Source organism: Polaribacter sp. Hel_I_88 (assembly GCF_000687935.1).
Lineage (GTDB): Bacteria > Bacteroidota > Bacteroidia > Flavobacteriales > Flavobacteriaceae > Polaribacter.
On sequence record NZ_JHZZ01000001.1, the window covers coordinates 1,317,803 to 1,339,808 of the forward strand.

A 22,006-nucleotide genomic window follows, 5' to 3' on the forward strand; every position below is an offset into this window, starting at 1 on the left:
TTTTTTACACACTTATAAGTCTTTTAAATTTAAAAGACTTATAAGTGTGTAATACTAATTCTGGTTAAACTTATTCTTTTAATATTTTTACTGAGATTGGTTTCTCTAGATATATTTTAGCAAAATATAAACCTGAAGCATTATTTTCTATATTAATTTTTATTTTACCATCAATTACTTTGCATTTTTTAGTTAAAACAAGTTTCGAGTTACTTGTATATACTTCTACCAAAACCTCGTTCATTAAAGAACCAACTGTAACATTAAAAACACCTGTTGTTGGATTTGGAAAGGCTTTTACGTTTTCCAATTTATTAAAGATGTTATCATCTAAAGATAAAGAATTATCATTTATTTTAAAATCTAAAACCCCACTTCCATAAGTACCAAATCTAATTATTTTTTTAGATTCTATATATTGTACATCGGTAAATTGCACGTTAGGTACATGTGCTCCATCCATCCTAAACCATTTATCATCCGCTACAGAATAAACCCAACCTCCTTCAAATTCACAAGCTGCGAAAATAAATTTTCCGTCTTCAGAAGCTTCAAAGTCCATAAATCTAGTTACAGACAGCCCGTTATTATGATTTGTAAATGTAACACCTCCATCTTTAGATATTAAAAATATATTTCCTTTACCTGCAAAATATACAGTTGATTCATCCGTTTTGCTTGTTTTTATTACTGTTCTTCTTTTTCGATAATCATTATCCTGCCCAGGCATTTGCCCTGTATAACTTGTTTTAGTAAATGAGTTCCCTCCGTTATTAGAATACATAAAATCTCCAGAAGCTAAACCAACATACCACCTATTTGTATTTAAAGCAGAATAATTAAAACTAATAGGAGCGCTTGAAAAAGAATAAGGATGAAAAGTTTGAACAATATTATTTCCTGTATAGGTAAACTTATTCAATTTAGTTCCACCTGCTGGAATATACATTGCATCTTCATTTATATTAGGGGAAGGTATCATGCTTGTTGCCCACCAATTACCAAAAAAATCTCTACGGAGTACTGTACTATAATTTCCTCCGTTGGTAACGGAAGCTCTTCCAATAGTTCCATAATAGTACCAAAACCAAACAGATTCTTCATCTCTAGATAAAGAAACTCTTAATACATCGGTATTTGCCTCTCTTGCAGCTGTATATATTTCATCATTGTTTGGAATATCAATAAAACCTTGAGAACCTCTATCTTGGTTTGCAGTATATATTTTATTGTGTTTTTCACTTGTTATAGCGTCATAAGCTAATATTGTTGGAGATCCAGAATTAACTGACGTCCATGAATTCCAAAGTTTAGAATTATTTGTATAGTAACTCCCAAAATCCATTCCTACAAAGGTAAAGTTTCCTCCATCCTCTTCATCATATGTTTTCATATGTTGCAAATCCCACACGTAATAAGATCTTAAATAATGATTATTACTTCTAAATGTTGTTCCAAAATCAGTAGACATATACAAATCTATAAAACCTTTAAAACAAATATTGGGTTCTTGAGGGTGCATTTCCATTAACGCTCTATCATTTGTAGTGCTTTTTAGAGACCACGTTCTACCTTCATCATTAGAATAATAAATATTACTTCCGCTACTAATATAAAAGTGATTAAAAGTATTTGCAAATTCTGCTCCTAATACAGAGTCTAAACTCGCAATAGTTTGCGAAGGAGAAGCTATTAATAAAAAGTCTGAATCATTCTCTCCCATTTTATAAATAAATAATTTAGAAGTACTTTTTTGAACAACAAAACAATAAACAGATCTACTATTATGAGGTTTATTTATACTCATTAAAAAATCACTTTTCCTAAATCTTAAGTTTGATTCTGTATAGTTTAAACCATAATCGGTAGATATAAATAATCTTTCATGCGAAGCACCTGCAACAAAGCTTCCACCGTGAGCTACAATTCTTCTGCCTGTTGAAGTCTTTGTAACAACAGTTTTATTATTCCAAGAATTTTGAAAAAGAGCTCCATTAGCATCTACCCACGTACGACCCTCGTCATCAGAAAACTCCATAGGCCCGTTTGGTTTTTGATGTAACAATCTAAAACTATTATCTGGTAAATTTATCCCGTTAAAATCATCTCCCAACAAAATCTTTTTTTGATTTCTAATTGACCATTTAATAGGCTTATCTTCTTCAATTTTATAAAGATGACCTGCAGTAGAGACCACAAACAACTCTTTGTTAATAGGATCATAAGTAGAACCATCAGACCTAAAACCACTATCATCAAAAAGCACTATATTTTTTTGATCCCAATTACCAGTAATTAAACCATTAGCGTATGAATAATTATTATCTGCAATGGTAGATGCGTTTTTAAAAAATTTTGTTGAGGAAGATTTAAGTTTACTAAAATCTGTAAATTGGTATCCAGAATTTTCTATTTCTTTTTTCCACTTTTCATATTTTTCAAGAGATTCCCCTTTTAAATCATTAAAGTCAACTATTTTTTCTTTGAAAAAATCTTCTTTTTTTTCTCTTTCATAAGATTCATTATAATCAAAAACAGTGATGCTTTTTTCAAAATCTTTATTTAAAAATAAATATTGAACTGAAATAAAAAGCGCAATTAATGCAACAATTATGTAAGGTATTTTTTTTTTCATATCTAAAATATTATTAAAACTTTAAAAATTAAAAAGAATTATTTTCTCAAATATAAAATATATTAAAAATTAATATATGTATATTAAAACTTTAAAAATAGATTATTCTATTTCAATATAAGTTTAAGAAAACAATACACTATTGATTCAAATTAAAAAAATGAATTAGTATGCTATTGATGATTTTTTTTGAACTGAAAAGTTTTAATAGAAAGCTATTGCTTTATTATTTTTCTTTTATAGTTAGACCCATTTTCATCGATTATTTTTATAAAATATATACCCGAAGACAAGCCCGTCAAATCGTATTCATTAGTATTTATTTTATGTATCCTTTTGGTTATTTCTTTACCTAAACTGGTATACAATAAAATTTTAACAATAGTCATTTCTGTAGAAATTTTAATTTTTCCCGATGCTGGATTAGGGAAAATTGAAAGATCTTTATTCTTATTAAATATAGTTTCAGTTGAAAGTGTAGTATTTTGACTCAAGATTATTTCATCAATGTAACCAAAATTACCAGTATCATTTAAAATTTGACCAGCAGGTTGATTTTCAATACCTAAATCTGGAAAAATAAGAATTGTATTTACTTCTTTACCTGTAGAACCTCCAGATATTGGAAAAACTAAATTTTCCCATTTATTATAACTCGTATATGGAGCTATAGGTCTAATGTATGTTGCAGAAGTACCATCTGAATTTACATTTTGTGCATCAATTCTTATCGCAATGTCTGGCTGTTTGTTATAATTAACCATCATATGTATATACATCGTGGTGTTTTGAGGAATTGTAAAATTTGTTACAGGAAAAGCTATCAATCCTTCTGGATTGTTAGTTGTTCTCCAAACTTTAAGAGACTTATCCGAAGTATTTGTAGAGGAATTATCATTTTGTCCAAAAACAAAAACAGAACTACATATTAAAAATAATATTAGAAATTTATGTTTCTTCATTGTAGGTTTTTATTAATATTGAAATCTATTATTACAATTAATACTCTTTTATTTCCAAAAAATTTAAATGCTAATCAATTAAAAAAACTTTAAAATTTCATTTGCAATTAATGTGTGACCCGCTGTATTTGGATGATTTCCAGAAGATAAATAATTATTTACGTTATTACCATTTATAACTTCTTGCTTAAATTGCTCATAACTATCAACTAAAGCTACTCCGTTTTCCTGCGCTAATCTTTTAACTTGTTCCGTATGTTGGTATAATTCAGTATCAGTAGCTAGCATATTTACATTTTGGACAGGTGAAGGTGTTAATAAAATAACCTTAATCCCTCTTGCAATAGCTTTTTTAATCATTTCATCCCAAGCTGCATAAGCTGGAGCTAAACCTTGAGAGCGATCATTCAAACTATAATCTATAAATAATACATCTGGTTTATGAACTAAAACATCCTCATCAAATCTTCTTGCTCCTTGTATTGAATTCTCTCCACCAATGGAGGTTTTAATAGTGTTAATTACAGCTGTTGGATATTTTGCAGATAATTTTTGTAATACTTGATGTGGATAAGCACTCAAAGTATTTACGGTTGGTGTTTGATAGTATCCTGAAGGTACAGAGTGACCATGGAAAACCAAATTTATGGTTCTATTTGATGGCCAATTTTTGACTAGTTCAGCTTTTATATTCGTTAAATAATCTTCATAAGTTGCTGCAGAACCATCTGTTTCGCTAACACTAATTTCATCAATATAACCAAAAGTATTTGTATTATTTAGTATAAATCCGCTAGGGTTATTTTGAAAACCAGCATCTGGAAAAACAATAATAGCTTTTATTTCAATTCCATTGGGACCACCTTCTAAAGGAAATATCAGCTTTCCCCAGTTTCCATAATCTGTATATTTATTAATTGCTCTAATAGCGACAGTAGGATTTCCATTAGAGTTTTCATCCTCGCCATCTACTCGGATTACAACATCTGGTTGAGCCGGGAAATTTACGGCAATATTTAAATATTTTATAGTATTTGGTGGTACAACTATTTTGGTGACAGGAAAAGCAATTAACTCATACCAATTAGTGCCTGTTCTGCCAAACTTAAGACTATTTGCAGAGCTATTAATATTGTCTGGGTTTGGATTTGACACTATAGAAAAACTTCCACCATGTCTAGAAACCACGTTTGGTGAACCTGGTTCAAAATCTTGAACCATTAAAATCGAATTTTGATTTATACTCGAGTTATCTACTATCGCAAAGTTTGAACCATTTCTAGATACAATATTTGAAGTATTTGCTTCAAAGTTATTTAGTATTACATCTTGACCAAAAGTAAATTCAATACTACACAAAATTAGTAAACTAAAAAAAAGTATTTTAAATTTCATTTATATATATTTTTAACAAATTTAAAAAGAAAATTATTATAAAAAATAGACAATTACGCAGATTATATAGATTATACAACTATTAAGCTTCATTTATAGTAGATTAATTTTAATTAAACCTATTGTGCATTATGATTTAAGTAAATATTTTAAACTATTTTGAATATAGAAGTACCAACACATCAGCAGAATCTTTTAATGCAAAAATCAAAGCATTTAGAACCCAATTTAGAGACGTTAGAAACCTAGAATTCTTCCTGTTTAGACTCTCAAATATAAATGCCTAAATTCTAAATCAAAGAACTTTTGAATTTGATCCCGAAAAGGTTCTGATTAAATGAGAAAATTAATTCTCAACAATGACTTTGAATTTTAAATTTCTCAAATTATTTGGAGTATAATTTTAATATGTGGTGATTATTGTGAGCTACACCAAAAACAAAAAAACCTTAACAAACTTAATGTTAAGGTTTTATTTTTAAAAAAAAAGTGGTCCCACATGTACCAACCACTACTTTTTCAGTATATTACAAAACTTATCAAAACCACCTAAAACCCTTACAAATAAAGGGATTAATGAATTTTAAACATTAACTAAAGTCAAGTAAATTATATATAAATATAACTATTGTGGGGATAATGTGGGGATAATTTTGTATCTTTAAGTACTAATAATTAAGCCACTTTACTGTTATGTCTACATTAAATTACCTCGTAAAAGGGAAAAAGAATTTCTCAAATATACTCATTCGTTTTAAAAATGGAAGAAAATTCGACTATACAACCTCTACAGAATTAAAAGTCGACCCAAAAAACTGGAGTAAAGCAAAACAGAAAGTTAAAAACACTTCAGGAGACAAAACTAAAGATGCTATTAACACTCATTTAGCAGACTTAAAAAAACACATTTTTGATAGCTTTAACTTAGAAAATGCAACTGGTGTTTATATTGATAAACAGTGGCTACAAAAAAAGATTGCTCTATACTTTAACAGACCCTTAAATGAAACAGTATTAGAGGAAGTATATTTATTACCTTTTATAGAAAACTTTATTAAAGAAGCACCTACAAGAATAATAAAGAATACAAATAAGCCTGTAAGTGCAGGAACTATTACAAAATACAAAAGCACGAAAAAAAAGCTTACTGCCTATGAAGAACACTACAAAACAAAAATTAAGTTTTCAGATTTAGATTTAACCTTTCACAAGCAGTTTATGAATTATTTGTTGGAAGTTGAAAAAATTGGAATTAATACAACAGGTAAGTTTATTAAAAACGTAAAATCATTTGGTAGAGAAGCTATTTTATTAGGCTTACCAGTAAACAATGAAATTAATCATCCTAACTTTTTTGCTCCTACAGAATCAACTGATGACATCTATTTAAATGATGAGGAGATTAACGAAATCTACAAGAAAGATTTCAAAAATAATGAAAGACTTGAAAATGCAAGAGATTTATTTATAATAGGTTTAAGAACAGGCTTAAGAGTATCTGATTTCTTACGCTTAAAACAAACCAATATCAAAAATGGTTTCATAGAAATAAAAACACAAAAAACAGGTCAAGAAGTAGTTATCCCAATGCATTGGCAAATAAAGGAAATACTTGAAAAAAGAGATGGTTTTCCTACAAAATTATCCGACCAAAAATTCAATTTATACATTAAAGAAGTTGCGGAATTTTCTGGACTAAAAGAGCTCACTAAAGGTAGTAAAATAAACAAAGAAACCAACAGAAAAGAAAAAGGCACATACCCAAAACACGAGTTAATTACCTCCCATATTTGTAGAAGAAGCTTTGCATCCAATCTTTATGGAGAGTTGCCTAATATGGTTATAATGGGCATTACAGGGCATAAAACAGAAACTCAATTCTTAAAATATATTAAAATAACACCAAAAGAAAATGCCAATAAACTAAAAGAATATTGGGCGAAACAAAATGAAAAAAACAGTTATGAGCAGTTAAAAATGAAAGTGGTTAAATAAAATATTTTATATTTAGAAAAAATATTGCCAGATGAAAGAAGAAGAAATACTCCCAAAATTATTATCCTGTTTTAAAGAAACTGTTGAAATAAATCAACTTATCCAAAAAGAGATTAATGGCAAAGACATATTTGATAGTTATTATGAATCAGATTTATACAAAGAAAGAATTTATAAAATTCAAGATTTAGATACGTCTATTGGCATTTTAATTGGTAGACTTTATAAGACATCAATAAACTTAAATTATTACTATTTTGATTGTCCAAGTCAGGTATATTTAAATCATATAGAAGAAAGAGAAAAAATTTACTTTGATGAAAATATTGAAGCAGATGAAAAAGATTTTTTACTAAATGAAATTCAATACTTCAACAATCCAGAAGTAAATAGATCTCTTGACTTTGGTAATTTTGATTGTTATAGTTATGGTAAATATATTGACTATGAAGAAAGGTTTAAAATAACAATTAGAAGAAAACTCGAATATTTAAGCCAAAGATTAGAAAAATACAATCTCACAGTAGATATTCAAGAAGAAACTAATATTATAGATGATAATGGTAATATGATTGGTTATGGCACAGAAGCGATTGTAAGAACAAAAATTGATAAAGAAATCGAACCAATTGAAACCAAATCTAAAAACCAATTAACTGCAAATCAAATTATTTTATTACTTCAAGAAATAGGCTTTTTTATCCATCCAAAAATAGAAGATGCATCCAAAGTAAAACAAGCAGAATTAATTAGTTTAATAACAGGTTTACATCAAAAAAACATAAAAACCAACATTCAAAAACTAGATAAATCAGTTTCAGAAAATGGTGCTAATTATCAGAGAGATATTGATAAAATCAATAAAATATTAGATGATTTAGTATAGTCTTGGAGTACCCTTTGGAGTTACTCCAATGATAAAGAACCTATCATTTGAGTATAGTTTTGTCCTCGTAATCTAAAAACATTTTTACGATGGAACAACAAAATATCACACAGGTACACAATGTAACACCTCAACAATTAAAAGAAAGCATCTTGTTAGATGTAAGAGCAGAATTACAAGTAATCGCTCAAAACTTTCAACCTAAAAAACAAGCTGAATATCTTACACGAAAGGAAGTTGCAAAAATCTTAAAAGTATCATTAGTAACTTTATCTGATTGGAATAAAAAAAGGGTACTAAAACCTTATAGATTAGGCAACCTTATTAGATACAAAACTTCTGAAATTGAAGAATCATTAATTGCTATCAATAAAAAGTAATTAGTGATTGATACTTTCAACATAGAGAATACAATCCAAGAATTGCCTAAAGAAATCATTGAGAGAAAAGAAACTCCTTTTGATTGGTATGGCATAAGATGGATTCCTCACTATAAAGAAAGTAACTTTCCTATTTACTACAAATCGCATTATAAAAATATGTATTTGAGAATTATTGGCGACAAATTACTGGTAAGTAATTCACTACACAAATCGTATTATGGCAACAATTATATGCCCTTTACATTAAGTCAAGTTTTTAATGCGATAACGCTTTTAGACAATGCACTACCTATTAATATTTACAATTCCAAGATTAACAAATTGAGTGCAGGTGTTGTTATCAATGAAAATCCACAAAAAATATTTAACGAATGGCAGTATTTTTTAGGTAAGAATTACACACCAATGAAAGATAAAAATAAAATATATGGTGCAAAATACTTTCTTACAGATTATCAAATTAAAGGATATGATAAAACCTTTGAGGTTAAAAATCATAATCAAGTTAATTTAAAGCAACCTTTTTTTCGTTTTGAAATAGACAATTGTAAGCCTAAAGTATTAAATAACAAAACCAATAATATTGGTATTTATACAGTAAAAGATTTATTAGATAAAGAGAAGTTCAGCAAGTTAGGGGAAATGATTTTAAACAAATACATCCAAATAGAAAAACTACCAAAACTAGATTTATCAACACTATCAATTAAAGAAAAAAGATTGTACGCTTCACTCACAAATTATGAAGTGAAAGAAAGCATCAGAAAACAGCATCCACATATGTATAAAAAAGACAGAAAAGAATACAATAAAATGATGAATAATCTTGACAATTCAGAATTTCAAAATCAAGTAATTAATAAATTAAAAGAACAAATAAATTATAGTATTAATAACTAACGTTTTTCAACTTGTAATATAGTCTAAAACAGGGGTAAAAAGTAAACCAATGAACAACACAGAAATACAACAAATAGCATTAAAAGAAATTCAAGATAAATTGGATATTCTTACAACCAAAATAAACAAGTTGCAAAAAAATACATTAGATAATTCTATAATCGATAATGCAGACTTTATACAACTAATGAATATCAGCAATAGTACATCGAAAAATTGGAGAAATAAAGGGGTGATTCCCTACTCTCAAATTGAAGGCAAATTCTATTACAAAGTGGTTGATATACAAAAAATGTTAGATGTTAATTATAAAACAGTTTAATTATCATATTTTTATAGCAAATGCTATTTAATGGAAGAATTCAGATTAGTACCACCAGACCATAATTATTATGTTTATGCTTTGATAGACCCCAGAGATAATGAAATATTTTATATAGGTAAGGGCAAAAACCAAAGGTATAATGACCATAAAATTGATGACAATAGAGATGGCAATAGAGAGAAAAAAAACAAAATAAAAGCAATTAAATTAAGTGGTAATAAAGTAAGAGTAGTCAAGTTGTTAGAATACTTAAATGAAGAAATAGCTTTTAAAATTGAAGAAATCCTCATTTATAATATTGGTAGGAAAGCATTTTACGAGGGTTCTCTAACAAATTTTAATAAGGGTGGTAATTATAGCTTGGATGATTCTTTATTTTACGAAAAAGAATTAAACACAAATATCCTTAAATATTATAAAAATGATTTCAATCCTGAATTTAAAAAGTGTTTAATTAAGCAATCTAAAATTATATTTTTATCTAATCTAAAATTCAAAGTATTTGAATATGATTTTAAAGGAAAACTTTTAAGAATATCAGATTCAATAAAATTTTTTGAAGAATCCATTTTCTACCCTCTGTTTAATCTATTTATTAATAATGTAGCTTCTGTAATATTTTTAAATAAGATAATTTCAAAAGAAGAGCTAACAAGTTTTTATCCAACTAAGTATAATCTATTTATTCATTCCTACCCATATGAAAATAGTTTTTTTAAAACTTTAGACTTAAAAATAGATCAAAAAATTGACTTCAAAATTGAATGTCAAGTTAATGAAAATTTAAGGTTAATAGCAGAGCGAATTGATTATATATTAACATATAAAAGTTTTATCAATGGTATTGAAAACGATTATCATATTGGCAATCCTCGTGAAAAAGAAAATTTTATGTTCCTAACAAAAGACAATCTTAATTACTCAAATGTTCAAAAGAGTACTCTAACAGAAGAAGAACAAAAAGAAAGAGATAAAGCTTCTGCTGATTGGGAAAAATATAAGGAACGATTACAATAAATAAATTCTTTATTATTTAACTATTAATGTTTTTTTTAAGAACAAAGAAAACTCTATTTTTAAAGTCAACTTAAAAACACTTTACCAACCAAATGTCAGAAGACCATAAAAAACAATTAGAACAACAACTCTGGAATATTGCCAATACTTTACGTGGTAAAATGAATGCAGACGAGTTTCGTGATTACATATTAGGCTTTATTTTCTACAAATACTTAGCCGAGAAAATGGAAATATATGCCAACAAAATCCTTAAAGAAGGTGGCGATACTTTTTTATTTTCTGAAATAGACGAAAACACAGAAAACGGACAAGAATACATAGAGGCTATAAAAGAAGAATCATTAGAAAAATTAGGATACTTCTTAAAGCCTTCTGAATTATTTTCTGCTATTTCTAAACGTGGTAATCATAATGAAGATGAAAAAGAAAGTGATGCAGTAGCAGAAGATACTTCTGAAACTTACAATACTAAAGATAATTTCATATTAGAAGATTTACAAAAAATCCTAAACAATATCCAAAACAGTACAATGGGTACGGATAGTGAAGAAGATTTTGAAGACCTTTTCGAGGATATGGATTTAAACTCTACTAAGTTGGGGAAAAGTCCAGAAGCTCGTAATGAGATTATCGCTAAAGTACTCGCGCACTTAGATAAAATAGATTTTAAATTAGAAAATACAGAGTTAGATGTGTTAGGTGATGCCTATGAGTATCTAATTGGAAAATTTGCAAGTGGTGCGGGTAAAAAAGCAGGTGAATTTTATACGCCACAAGAAGTAAGTATGGTGTTAGCTAAGTTGGTAACTACAGGTAAAAAGAAACTAAAATCTGTATATGACCCAACCTGTGGTAGTGGTTCTTTGCTGTTACGTGTAGCTAAAGAAGTAGAAGAAGTAAACAACTTTTACGGTCAAGAATTAAACCGTACAACGTACAATTTAGCACGTATGAATATGATATTGCACGGTGTGCATTATCGTGAGTTTGATATTAAACAAGAAGATACTTTAGAACACCCACAACACTTAGAACATCGTTTTGAAGCTATCGTAGCAAATCCACCATTTTCTGCAAGATGGAGTGCTAATCAGCTCTTTATGAGTGATGATAGATTTAGTCAATATGGTAAATTAGCACCAGGTGGTAAAGCAGATTTTGCTTTTGTGCAACATATGGTGCATCATTTAGCGGAGAACGGACAAATGGCAGTAGTATTACCTCACGGTGCATTATTTAGAGGAAATGCAGAAGAACATATACGTAAATACTTGATAAAAGAAAAAAATTGTTTAGATGCAGTAATAGGTTTACCTACAAACTTGTTTTATGGTACGCCAATACCAACTTGTATTTTAGTGTTTAAAAAATGTAGAGAAAACCCTAATGATGTATTGTTTATAGATTCAAGTAAGTATTTTGAAAGAGGTACTCAAAATACATTAAGAGATTCTGATATTGAAAAATTAGTTAGTACTTATCAAGAAAGAAGTGTTTTAGATAAATATAGTTACATAGCACCTTTATCTGAAATAGAAGAGAATGAATACAATCTTAATATTCCAAGATATGTAAATACGTTTGAAGAAGAGGAGATTATTGATGTTTCAAAAGTTTCTTTAAAGTTAAAATCTTTAGAAGAAGATATGAAAGAAACAGACGATTCTTTAAAGGCACTTTGCAAAGAGTTAAATATAGAAACACCTTTTTAAAAATGGATAAAAGAGAAAATCAAATGCCTCTTATTAGATTTCCAGAATTTAATGAGGGTTGGGAACATAAGCAACTTAATGAACTACTAACGGTTTCTAAAAAGAAAAATAAAGATTTAAAATATTCTAAAGAGGAAGTTTTATCGGTTTCGGGCGAATTAGGTATAGTAAATCAAATAGAGCATTTAGGTCGTTCTTATGCAGGCGCTTCTGTACATAACTATGGTGTTGTCGAATTTAGTGACATGGTTTATACTAAAAGCCCATTAAAAGCAAATCCATATGGTATAATAAAATTAAATAAACATAAAGCAGGCATAGTGTCTACTTTATATGCAGTTTACAAGGTAAATGAAAAAGCAAATGGTCAATTTATTGAACACTACTTTTCTTTAGACGCAAACCTGAATCGATATTTAAGACCGTTAGTAAGAAAAGGTGCTAAAAATACACTGCAGATAACTGATGAAGAATCCATAAAAGGAAAATTATTTTTACCTCAATTAGAAGAACAAAAGAGAATAACTCATTTCTTTAATATTTTAGATAAAAAGATTAATCAATTACAAGAAAAGTCAAACAATTTAGAGCGTTATAAAAAAGGTATAATGCAAAAAATATTTAGCCAAAAATTAAGGTTTAAAACTGACAATGGAGATAGTTATCCTGAGTGGGAAGAATTTAATTTAGGAGAGTTGATAGTATATAGAAATGGTAAGGCTCACGAAAAAGATATATCTGAAGATGGGCATTTTATAGTTGTAAATTCAAAATTTATTTCACAAGAAGGTAAGGTTAAAAAATATTCAAAGACACAAATTTGTAAATTAGAAAAGGGTGAAATTACAATGGTTATGAGTGATGTCCCTAACGGTAAGGCTCTTGCTAAGTGTTTTTATGTGGATAAAAATGATACTTATACATTGAATCAACGTATTTGTGCATTAAAACCTGTGAAGATTCATTCCAAATTCTTAATTTATATACTAAATCGTAATAGATATTACTTAATGTTTGATTCTGGTGTTGGTCAAACAAACTTAACTAAGAGCGAGGTTTTAAGTTGTCCATTGTATATACCCAAATCCGAAAAAGAACAAGCTAGAATAGCAAACTTTCTAACCAAAGTTGACAATAAAATAAATGCTATAAACGAACAAATAGAGTCTGCTAAAACATACAAAAAAGCGTTACTACAACAAATGTTTTGTTATTAATTATGAGTACACAACCAGAACAAGTATTAGAAAATCAGTTAATAGAACAGTTATCAAATGAAGGCTATACAAAAGTTACTATTCCAAATGAAGCTTCTTTATTATCTAATTTAAAAACACAGTTAGAAAAGCATAATAAAATTACGTTTACTGATAAAGAGTTTGAGCGTGTTTTAAATATTCTAAGCAAAGGTTCTGTATTTGAGAAAGCCAAAACACTAAGAGAAAAACAGCATATTGTTAGAGATAACGGAGATAATTTATATTTCGAGTTTTTAAATACCGAGCATTGGTGTCAAAATCAATATCAAGTTACCAATCAAGTAACAATAGAGGGCAGTTATAAAAATCGTTATGATGTTACTTTATTAGTTAATGGTTTACCATTAGTGCAAATTGAATTAAAGCGTAGAGGCTTAGAAATGAAAGAAGCCTTTAATCAAATAAACCGTTATCAAAGACATTCATTTGGTGCTAAATCTGCATTGTTTCAATACGTACAAATATTTGTAATTAGTAACGGTGTTAATACCAAATACTATGCTAATAACAGGCATCAATCATTTAAACAAACATTCTTTTGGGCAGATAAAGAAAACAAACGTTTAACCAATATTTTAAATGGTTTTACAAGTGAGTTTTTAGAGCCTTGTCATATCTCTAAAATGATATGTAAATACATTGTATTAAACGAAACGCATAAAATATTAATGGTGCTAAGACCGTATCAATATTATGCAGTAGAAAGCATTATAGATAAGGTTAAAAATAGCACGCATAACGGTTATATTTGGCACACTACAGGTTCAGGTAAAACGTTGACTTCTTTTAAAGCAAGTCAAATAATTATGAAAATGCCACAAGTTAAAAAGGTGGTATTTGTAGTAGATAGAAAAGATTTAGATTACCAAACTACTAAAGAGTTTAATAGCTTCTCTAAAGGCAGTATAGATGGTACAGATAATACAAAAGCATTAGTAAAACAGTTTAGTGATGATACCAAGATTATTGTAACTACCATTCAAAAGCTAAATACAGCAATTAGTAAAAAGAACTATTTAGCGAAGATGGAGAAAATGAAAGAGGAGCGTATCGTCTTTATTTTTGATGAATGTCATCGTAGCCAATTTGGTGAAACACACAATCGTATAAAAGCATTTTTCAATAACTATCAAATGTTTGGTTTTACAGGCACACCAATATTTGCAGATAATGCAGTTAAAAATGAATTAGGTAAACGTACTACAAAAGAATTATTTGGAGATTGTTTACATAAGTACGTGATTACAGATGCTATTAAAGATGAAAATGTATTAAAGTTTGCAGTAGAATATGTTGGTAAATACAAACAAAAAGAATCAGCAACAGAAATAGATATTGAAGTAGAAGATATTGACCGTAAAGAGTTAATGGAATCACCAAAACGTTTAGAGAAAATAGCAGATTATATTATAGCAAATCACAACCGTAAAACACACAATAAAGAATTTACAGGAATGTTTTGTGTGGGTAGTACAGATATGTTGGTAGATTATTATGATATATTACATCGTAAAAAAGTAGAAGGGTTACACAATCTTAAAATAGCAACCATATTTAGTTATGTAGCTAATGAAGACGATGCAGATGCAAATGGATATATTCCAGAAGAAGTTTCGGTTGTAGAAGAATCGCCTGCCTTATATGGTTTGAATTTACATAAAAGAGATAAGCTAGAAAGTTATATAGGGCATTATAATGAAATGTTTGGTTCTAATTTCTCAACAAAAGATAGTCAGTCATTTTACAATTATTACAACGATATATCAAAGAAAGTAAAAGAACGTAAAATTGATATTCTATTAGTGGTAAATATGTTTTTAACAGGTTTTGATAGTCCATCATTAAATACATTATATGTAGATAAGAATTTAAAATATCACGGATTAATACAAGCATATTCAAGAACAAATAGAATTATAAACGAGCAAAAATCGCAAGGTAACATTGTAGTATTTCGTAATCTTAAAAAAGTAACAGATCAAGCAATAACACTCTTTAGTAATAAAGAAGCTATAGATGTTATTATAATGAAGCCTTATGAAGAATATACACAGAAATTCAATGAGGCATTTATTAATTTATTAAAAGTAACACCAACAGTAAATAGTGTTAATGAATTAGTAAGTGAAGAAGATGAATTAGAGTTCATTAAAGCATTTAGAGAATTAATGCGTTTAAAAAACACAATGACAACCTTTGCTAATTTCGATTGGGAAGATTTAGCAATGGCAGAACAGTTGTTTAATGATTATAGAAGTAAGTATCTTGATTTATGGCAGAAAACAAAACACGATAATGCAAAAGAAAAAGTATCTATACTTGATGATGTAGATTTTGAATTAGAATTAATTCATAGAGACGAAATCAATGTTACTTATATTCTAAAACTGTTGGCATCATTAAAAGATGTTAAGAAAGAAGAACAAGAAGCTAAGAAAAAAGAGGTAGTAGATTTATTAACTGGAGAAGCTAATTTAAGAAGTAAGCGAGAATTAATAGAAAAGTTTATTGAAGATAATTTACCTGCAATAGACGATTCTGAAACAATACCACAAGAGTTTGAAAAGTTCTGGTCAGAAGAACAACAAAAAGCATTTGAAGTATTTGTAAAAGAAGAAAATCTATCATCAGAAAAAACACAAAAACTTATTGAAGATTATCTATATGCAGAAAGAGAACCGTTACGTGATGAATTATTAGATTTAATAGTAGGTACAAAGCCAAATGTTTTAAAACGTAAATCAATAGGAGATAGAATCTTAAATAAAGTAGTAAACTTTGTAGAGACTTTTATTAATGGAATGGATAATTAAAGATAATTTCACTTATAAGTAAAAAATGTTATATATTTGCAGACCATATGTTTTCTAAATGTCAATTAATAAAAATACCGAATTTAAGTGGCTCAAGAGGTTCAGTTTATACTATTTTAATTGATGAAGAAGAAAATACATCATTTAAAAACTTTGTAATGAATAATCAAAATTCATTTAAAAGTGAAATAAAAGATATAGTAGCTCGTTTAAAGACTATGAGTTCTAAAACAGGAATGAGAGAAAACTTTTTTAAACTACACGAAGGCAGTCCTGGTGATGGTGTTTGTGCGCTCTATGATGAAGATAATAGCAATTTAAGATTGTATTGTGTTCGGTATGGTTCGCAATTAGTCATTGTTGGTGGTGGTGGTCATAAACCAAAATCAATTAGAGCTTTTCAAGAAGACACTAATTTAGAACGAGAAAACTACATACTTAGAGAATTATCGAAACTAATAACAGAAAAAATGCAAGACAGAGAAATCCGTTTTAGTGAAGATGGAATGGATTTTGAAGGAGACTTAATAATTGAAAACCTTAATTATGAATAAATCAGCAGAACAAGATTTTGATTTTTTAGATGATATTTTAGAAGAAATATCATCTGTAGAAATGAAAAAAACAGAACAGCGTATGCTTAATGCAGCAAAAATTCGTGAAGCTATGGATGTTAAAGGTTGGAATAATACCAGACTTTTAAAAGCATTAGATATGAAAAGCCCAAGTATAATTACTAAATGGCTTAGTGGTACTCATAATTTTACTCAAGACACCTTGATTGAAATAGGTGAAGTATTAAATATTGATTTCTTTGCGAAAGAAAAACAAGATATTACTATTAGTTTTAGTTATCCTGTAATGGAAAATAAAACAAATGGTTTTGATAGTTATAGTAGTTTAGATTATATACTTAATGCTAATCAGATTAATACATTAGGTTCTCAACAATCTAATTGCAGACAATACCAAGCTTAATAATGGAAGCAGATAAACAATTTAATTTTCAGATTAAAGGTATCGAAATACTTGAGACAAGTATTATAGAGCCAAAAAATCGTATTGATAATAATACCGTATTTGGTTTCGACTTACAGTTAAAACAAAGTTTTAATTTAGACCGTGAACTGGTTATAGTAACTTGTAGTATTAATGTTTTAGATAATGACACACAAGTTAAATTGGGGCATATTAAAGCAAGTTGTTTGTATTATGTAGAAAAATTAAATAAATATATCGATAAAGAGCAAAATACAATTGGTTTACCTGAAAGTGCATCTGTAATGTTGAACTCTATTTCTATATCTACTGTAAGAGGTGTTATGTATGGTGTATTTAGAGGTACTTTTTTAAATGGTGCTATACTTCCAGTAGTAAATCCCTCTATTCCTGCGGAAGAAAGTAAATAGTTTTTATTTATTATGGATTCTTAAATGCTTAAATTGGTATGAAAGATAGTTTAGTGAATTTATTGTTTGAACAATTTAAGCAGGAATGCTTATTTGAAGAGTTAGAACAGAAAGGTATTGACTTAACTAAGGTATCTGTTCAAATTTATGATATTGTATTAGACTTGATTGGTTTTCCAAAGGACAATACAAGAGAATATGATTTTAATGTTTTAAATGGTGCAGAGCATAATCCTAAATTTGGTAAATTACCAGATGTTGATTTATGTTGTAGAGATTGGTTATACGATAAATATTATGATACAATTCAAACAATAGAAAAGAAACAAAAAATTGACGTGACTGATAAAGGTCTGAAAATGGTAGAGTATAATGATGAAGCATTGATAAAGTCTAAACTAAATGGTTTTGTTGATTGGTTATATTTAGAATATTCCAATATTTAAGCCTTAGTAGATAAAAGTCCCCACAACCCAAAACCCAGTTTTTTGCGAAAAAGCAAAAATCCTCTGTCTTTTGTGTTGTTCCGCGCGCCACCACATAGTTGGTTTTATGTCACAATAGTTGTAGCCAACGCTATAATAGCACATTGCTTATTTTATTTAAATGTATCTATTGTAATAAATTGGTACAATAAAAAAGCAAAGAGCCATTGCCAACGCTCAAACAACTATTTCGCCATAAAACCAACCCCAAGCTAAGTTACATAATGCGCAGTTATACTGCTCTTCCACAAAAGTTCCAGGCACTATAACGCCATTATGTAAAATAGCCGCACATCCAACGCGCACACCCGATATTAATAATGATATTTAGATATTTTAATAACATTCAGTCTTTAATGCATTGTTTTTATAAGTGCTTTTGGCAACTTTAAATTAAACATAAGAACTAAATAATTAAAAGTAGAAAATTAAAGACAATTTATAAAGCACCTATAAAATCAAAAAAAGCCAATAAGAGTAAAACTTTTTATTTGTGAAGTAAATTAGTAGTAGCCGTTTTCACTAAAAGTAAATGCTATGAACATATCAGATAAAAAGTTAAAGACCAAAATCAATTCATTAAAACTACAAATAGTGGGCATTCACTTTTAATAAAACCTAATAAAATAAGATAGCACAAATAAAAAGTCTTTACACTTATTCTCGCTGCTGCCCAAGCACTACGTACTTTAATTATTTTAAATGAAATTATTTAAAAGAAAAACCCACATCGTGGAGAGGTGGGTAAAAATTGCTATGAAAAAGAAAGTAGAAATATACAAAAAAAATGTTTAATCAATGTTTTATTTCCAATATTATGTCATTCAATCGCCATTGGGCTAACATTTTTAAAGATTGATAAACTCCAAGCGCAAACCAGCCTCTGTTTATCAATCTTTAAAAACGATAAAACACCTCTTTTTCCTTATCTCATTCAACTGCACAAAAATTCTACTAAATTCATTTAATTTCTTTATCAAAATTCTTTGTTAGTTTCATTTCATTAAGTAAAAAGAGGTAAAACAAGGTAAATAGCATCAATAATATCTATAACTGTAACGAAAGTAATATATTTTAGTTATATTAGTATCAAAGCCACAATAAAACCGTACCAAGTCCAATGATGAATTTTTAATTTTAATAAATATAGTAGTTATGGGAAAAATCTCACAAGGAATTTTAGGCGGCTTATCTGGTAAAGTCGGAAATGTTATTGGTGGTAGCTGGAAGGGAATTGATTATTTAAGAATCAAACCTTCAAGTGTTGCAAATCCAAGAACAGAAGGGCAAGTAAATCAACGTAATAAATTTACAATATCGTTAGAATACTTGCAAGCTAATAAAGACTTTATAAAGGTAGGTTATAAGGCTTTTGCAACAAAGAAAACAGAATTTAATGCAGCAATGTCTTACGTTCTAAATAATGGAGTAATTGGAACAGCACCTAATTTTAGTATTGACTATTCATTAGCTTTATTAAGTAGAGGTAGTTTATCAAGTCCATTAAATGGTAGTGTAGATTTATCAATTGCAAATCAGGTTACTTTTGATTGGGATGATAATTCAGCAGATGGTAATGCGAATGCAACAGATAAAGCTATGGTGTTAGCTTATAATGTATCAAAAAAGGAATCCATTTATATATTAGATGGCGCACAAAGAAGTGCCACTTCACAAGTTTTGTCATTGCCAGCTTCCTATACAGGAGAGAATGTAGAGCTGTTTATGGCGTTTGTTTCTGTAGATGGTAAGATTGTATCAAATAGTGTTTACTTAGGCTCTGGTACAGTGGCTTAATAATAGAATTTAAGTAAACGTTGTAAACCGCTGCATTAATTTGTGGCGGTTTTTTAATTCCAAAATATTGTGGGGAAAATGTGGGGATATATATCAAATAAAAAACCTTAAAAAACTGAAATACAGTATTTTAAGGTTTTTAAAAGTGGTCCCACATGGACTCGAACCATGGACCACCTGATTATGAGTCAGGTGCTCTAACCAACTGAGCTATAGGACCAATAATTTAGGGTGCAAATGTACTATTTATTTTAAATTATTTGCAAATAATTTTAAAGAATATTATACGTCTCTTTTCATCAACCATAATCCAAAAGATTTTAGTTTTTCCTTGCTATCATTACTGATAGTCATTTTAGAAAGCGTATCGAATGCTTTTTGTGTATATTTTTCTATTTCTTGAGTTACTAAATAAGGGATATCATTCATCTTAAAAATCCTTGTAACTTCTGGTACTTTAAAAGAATTGTCTTTTAATTTTTGTCTGTAAAAAAATGCTAATTTCCCTTTATCTTCTTCACTTGCAACCTCTAGAGATTTTAAATATAAATAGGTTTTTTTATTTTCCATAATATCACCACCTATTTGCTTTCCAAACGTTTCAGCATCACCAAATGTATCTAAATAATCATCTTGTAACTGGAAAGCCAAACCAAGATTTAAACCAAAATCATAGATTAATTCTGCGTTTTCATCTTTAGTTTCTGCAACAATTGCCCCCATTTTTAGAGCAGCAGCTACTAAAACCGATGTTTTTAAACGAATCATATTTATGTAAGCATCAATGGTAACATCATTTCTGGTTTCAAAATCTACATCTAATTGTTGTCCATCACAAACCTCTAAAGCAGTTTTGCTAAATAATTTTGCTAATTTCTGAAAAACGATAGGTTCATAATTTTCAAAATATTTATAGGCTAAAATTAGCATAGCATCCCCAGAAAGAATTCCTGTGCTTATGTCCCATTTTTCATGAACAGTTGGCTTTCCTCTTCTAATGGGTGCATCATCCATAATATCGTCATGAACCAAAGTGAAATTATGAAAAACCTCAACAGCTAAAGCCGCTGGTAATGCCTTTTTAAAATCGGCTCCAAAAATATCTGCAGCCATCAATGTTAAAATTGGGCGAATTCTTTTACCTCCTAATTTTAAAATGTAATCTATAGGTTCGTACAAATTTTTTGGCTCTTGCACCCACTCTTTAGATTCTAAATAGTGTAAAAACTCCTTTTGATAATGTAAAATGTCCAAATCTTTAATTTTTATGTAAAAATAACGTAAAGAAATTTGTCTTTTAAAATGAAATGTTAAAAAATCATTAAAACTTTGGAAACTTTTTTTGTTTCTAAAGTTTCCTATTGTACATTTGCACTCGCAAAAAAAGCTAAACCATATAAAAAATCAGCTTTAGCTGATATCTTATGAAAGAAAAAATAATAGAAAAATCAAACGAATTATTCTTAAACTTAGGTTTTAAGAGTGTAACTATGGATGAGATTGCGAATTCTCTTGGTGTATCAAAAAAAACAATTTATAAGTATTTTAAAAATAAAACCGATTTAATTGATGGCGTTACAAATCATATTTTTGATACAATTTGTTGTGGAATAGATGAAATTTGTGAGCAAAAAGGAAATCCTATTGATGACCTTTTTAACATCAAACAGTTTGTGATGACGCATTTAAAAGACGAAAAGTCTTCTCCTCAATATCAACTACAAAAATACTATCCTAAAATTTATAGCTCTTTAAAACAAAAGCAATTTAAAGTGATGCAAGGCTGCGTTTTAGAAAATTTAAAATACGGAATAGAAATAGGGGTTTACAGAAAAGGAATTGATATAGAATTCATATCACGAATTTACTTTAATGGCCTTACAGGTATTAAGGATAAAGAGATGTTTCCTCTAAAAAATTATTCTATGAAAACGCTTATGAATTATTATTACGAATATCATTTAAGAGGAATTTGCACTCCTTTAGGTCTAGAAAAATTAGAACATCAACTTAAAATTAATCAATTATAA

General features: G+C 28.5%; 20 protein-coding genes and 1 tRNA gene. 16 read left to right on the forward strand and 5 right to left on the reverse strand.

Annotation, left to right across the window (positions count from 1 at the left end):
• Positions 1 to 70: 70 nt before the first annotated feature.
• From P161_RS0105860 to P161_RS19020, 3 genes are all read right to left on the reverse strand, one after another.
• Complete coding sequence (locus P161_RS0105860; RefSeq protein ID WP_026776105.1) at positions 71 to 2,635, reverse strand: T9SS type A sorting domain-containing protein; 2,565 nt, start codon at positions 2,633 to 2,635, stop codon at positions 71 to 73.
• Positions 2,636 to 2,850: 215 nt separating this feature from the next.
• The gene (locus tag P161_RS0105865) at positions 2,851 to 3,597 is read right to left on the reverse strand and encodes a T9SS type A sorting domain-containing protein (RefSeq protein WP_026776106.1); all 747 of its coding nucleotides are present in this window, start codon (positions 3,595 to 3,597) and stop codon (positions 2,851 to 2,853) included.
• 78 nt (positions 3,598 to 3,675) lie between these two features.
• The gene (locus tag P161_RS19020; RefSeq protein ID WP_051605679.1) at positions 3,676 to 4,992 is read right to left on the reverse strand and encodes a GDSL-type esterase/lipase family protein; all 1,317 of its coding nucleotides are present in this window, start codon (positions 4,990 to 4,992) and stop codon (positions 3,676 to 3,678) included.
• Positions 4,993 to 5,138: 146 nt separating this feature from the next.
• Between P161_RS19020 and P161_RS19335 the strand changes: the two genes are divergently transcribed.
• The 15 genes from P161_RS19335 to P161_RS0105945 all read left to right on the forward strand — a co-directional run bounded on the left by P161_RS19335 (position 5,139) and on the right by P161_RS0105945 (position 19,976).
• Entirely contained in the window at positions 5,139 to 5,279 is a 141-nt protein-coding gene (locus P161_RS19335) for a transposase (protein WP_231494774.1), read from the forward strand.
• Positions 5,280 to 5,685: 406 nt separating this feature from the next.
• Positions 5,686 to 6,987 carry a tyrosine-type recombinase/integrase gene (locus P161_RS0105875; protein ID WP_026776108.1) on the forward strand — a complete coding sequence of 434 codons (1,302 nt, stop codon included), beginning with the start codon at positions 5,686 to 5,688 and terminating at the stop codon, positions 6,985 to 6,987.
• A 31-nt stretch (positions 6,988 to 7,018) separates the two neighbouring features.
• Complete coding sequence (locus tag P161_RS0105880; RefSeq protein ID WP_026776109.1) at positions 7,019 to 7,873, forward strand: hypothetical protein; 855 nt, start codon at positions 7,019 to 7,021, stop codon at positions 7,871 to 7,873.
• A gap of 89 nt (positions 7,874 to 7,962) precedes the next feature.
• Positions 7,963 to 8,253, forward strand: coding sequence for a helix-turn-helix domain-containing protein (locus P161_RS0105885; protein WP_026776110.1), 291 nt, complete (start codon positions 7,963 to 7,965; stop codon positions 8,251 to 8,253).
• A 3-nt stretch (positions 8,254 to 8,256) separates the two neighbouring features.
• Positions 8,257 to 9,156: a hypothetical protein gene (locus P161_RS0105890; RefSeq protein ID WP_026776111.1), complete on the forward strand. Its 900-nt coding sequence runs from the start codon at positions 8,257 to 8,259 to the stop codon at positions 9,154 to 9,156.
• Between the two features lie 49 nt (positions 9,157 to 9,205).
• Positions 9,206 to 9,478, forward strand: a complete 273-nt coding sequence (locus P161_RS0105895; RefSeq protein ID WP_051605680.1) for a helix-turn-helix domain-containing protein — start codon at positions 9,206 to 9,208, stop codon at positions 9,476 to 9,478.
• Positions 9,479 to 9,508: 30 nt separating this feature from the next.
• Positions 9,509 to 10,498, forward strand: a complete 990-nt coding sequence (locus P161_RS0105900; RefSeq protein WP_026776113.1) for a GIY-YIG nuclease family protein — start codon at positions 9,509 to 9,511, stop codon at positions 10,496 to 10,498.
• A 92-nt stretch (positions 10,499 to 10,590) separates the two neighbouring features.
• Entirely contained in the window at positions 10,591 to 12,213 is a 1,623-nt protein-coding gene (locus tag P161_RS0105905; protein ID WP_026776114.1) for a type I restriction-modification system subunit M, read from the forward strand.
• Between the two features lie 2 nt (positions 12,214 to 12,215).
• Positions 12,216 to 13,430 (forward strand): restriction endonuclease subunit S, encoded by a 1,215-nt coding sequence (locus tag P161_RS19025; protein ID WP_051605681.1) that lies wholly within the window; start codon positions 12,216 to 12,218, stop codon positions 13,428 to 13,430.
• A 2-nt stretch (positions 13,431 to 13,432) separates the two neighbouring features.
• Positions 13,433 to 16,285 carry a type I restriction endonuclease subunit R gene (locus P161_RS0105920; RefSeq protein WP_026776115.1) on the forward strand — a complete coding sequence of 951 codons (2,853 nt, stop codon included), beginning with the start codon at positions 13,433 to 13,435 and terminating at the stop codon, positions 16,283 to 16,285.
• A gap of 47 nt (positions 16,286 to 16,332) precedes the next feature.
• Complete coding sequence (locus P161_RS0105925) at positions 16,333 to 16,839, forward strand: hypothetical protein (protein WP_036841280.1); 507 nt, start codon at positions 16,333 to 16,335, stop codon at positions 16,837 to 16,839.
• Complete coding sequence (locus tag P161_RS19030) at positions 16,832 to 17,263, forward strand: helix-turn-helix transcriptional regulator (RefSeq protein ID WP_051605682.1); 432 nt, start codon at positions 16,832 to 16,834, stop codon at positions 17,261 to 17,263. Before P161_RS0105925 ends, P161_RS19030 begins: the two co-directional genes overlap by 8 nt.
• Positions 17,264 to 17,265: 2 nt before the next feature.
• Positions 17,266 to 17,694: a hypothetical protein gene (locus P161_RS0105935; protein WP_026776117.1), complete on the forward strand. Its 429-nt coding sequence runs from the start codon at positions 17,266 to 17,268 to the stop codon at positions 17,692 to 17,694.
• Positions 17,695 to 17,732: 38 nt separating this feature from the next.
• Entirely contained in the window at positions 17,733 to 18,140 is a 408-nt protein-coding gene (locus P161_RS0105940) for a hypothetical protein (protein ID WP_026776118.1), read from the forward strand.
• 1,194 nt (positions 18,141 to 19,334) lie between these two features.
• Positions 19,335 to 19,976 carry a DUF6266 family protein gene (locus P161_RS0105945; protein WP_026776119.1) on the forward strand — a complete coding sequence of 214 codons (642 nt, stop codon included), beginning with the start codon at positions 19,335 to 19,337 and terminating at the stop codon, positions 19,974 to 19,976.
• Positions 19,977 to 20,122: 146 nt separating this feature from the next.
• Here the strand turns inward: P161_RS0105945 and P161_RS0105950 are convergent.
• Both P161_RS0105950 and P161_RS0105955 read right to left on the reverse strand, forming a co-directional pair.
• A tRNA-Ile gene (locus tag P161_RS0105950) sits at positions 20,123 to 20,196 on the reverse strand.
• A 62-nt stretch (positions 20,197 to 20,258) separates the two neighbouring features.
• Positions 20,259 to 21,230, reverse strand: a complete 972-nt coding sequence (locus P161_RS0105955) for a polyprenyl synthetase family protein (protein ID WP_026776120.1) — start codon at positions 21,228 to 21,230, stop codon at positions 20,259 to 20,261.
• A 170-nt stretch (positions 21,231 to 21,400) separates the two neighbouring features.
• Between P161_RS0105955 and P161_RS0105965 the strand changes: the two genes are divergently transcribed.
• Entirely contained in the window at positions 21,401 to 22,006 is a 606-nt protein-coding gene (locus tag P161_RS0105965) for a TetR/AcrR family transcriptional regulator (protein ID WP_026776121.1), read from the forward strand.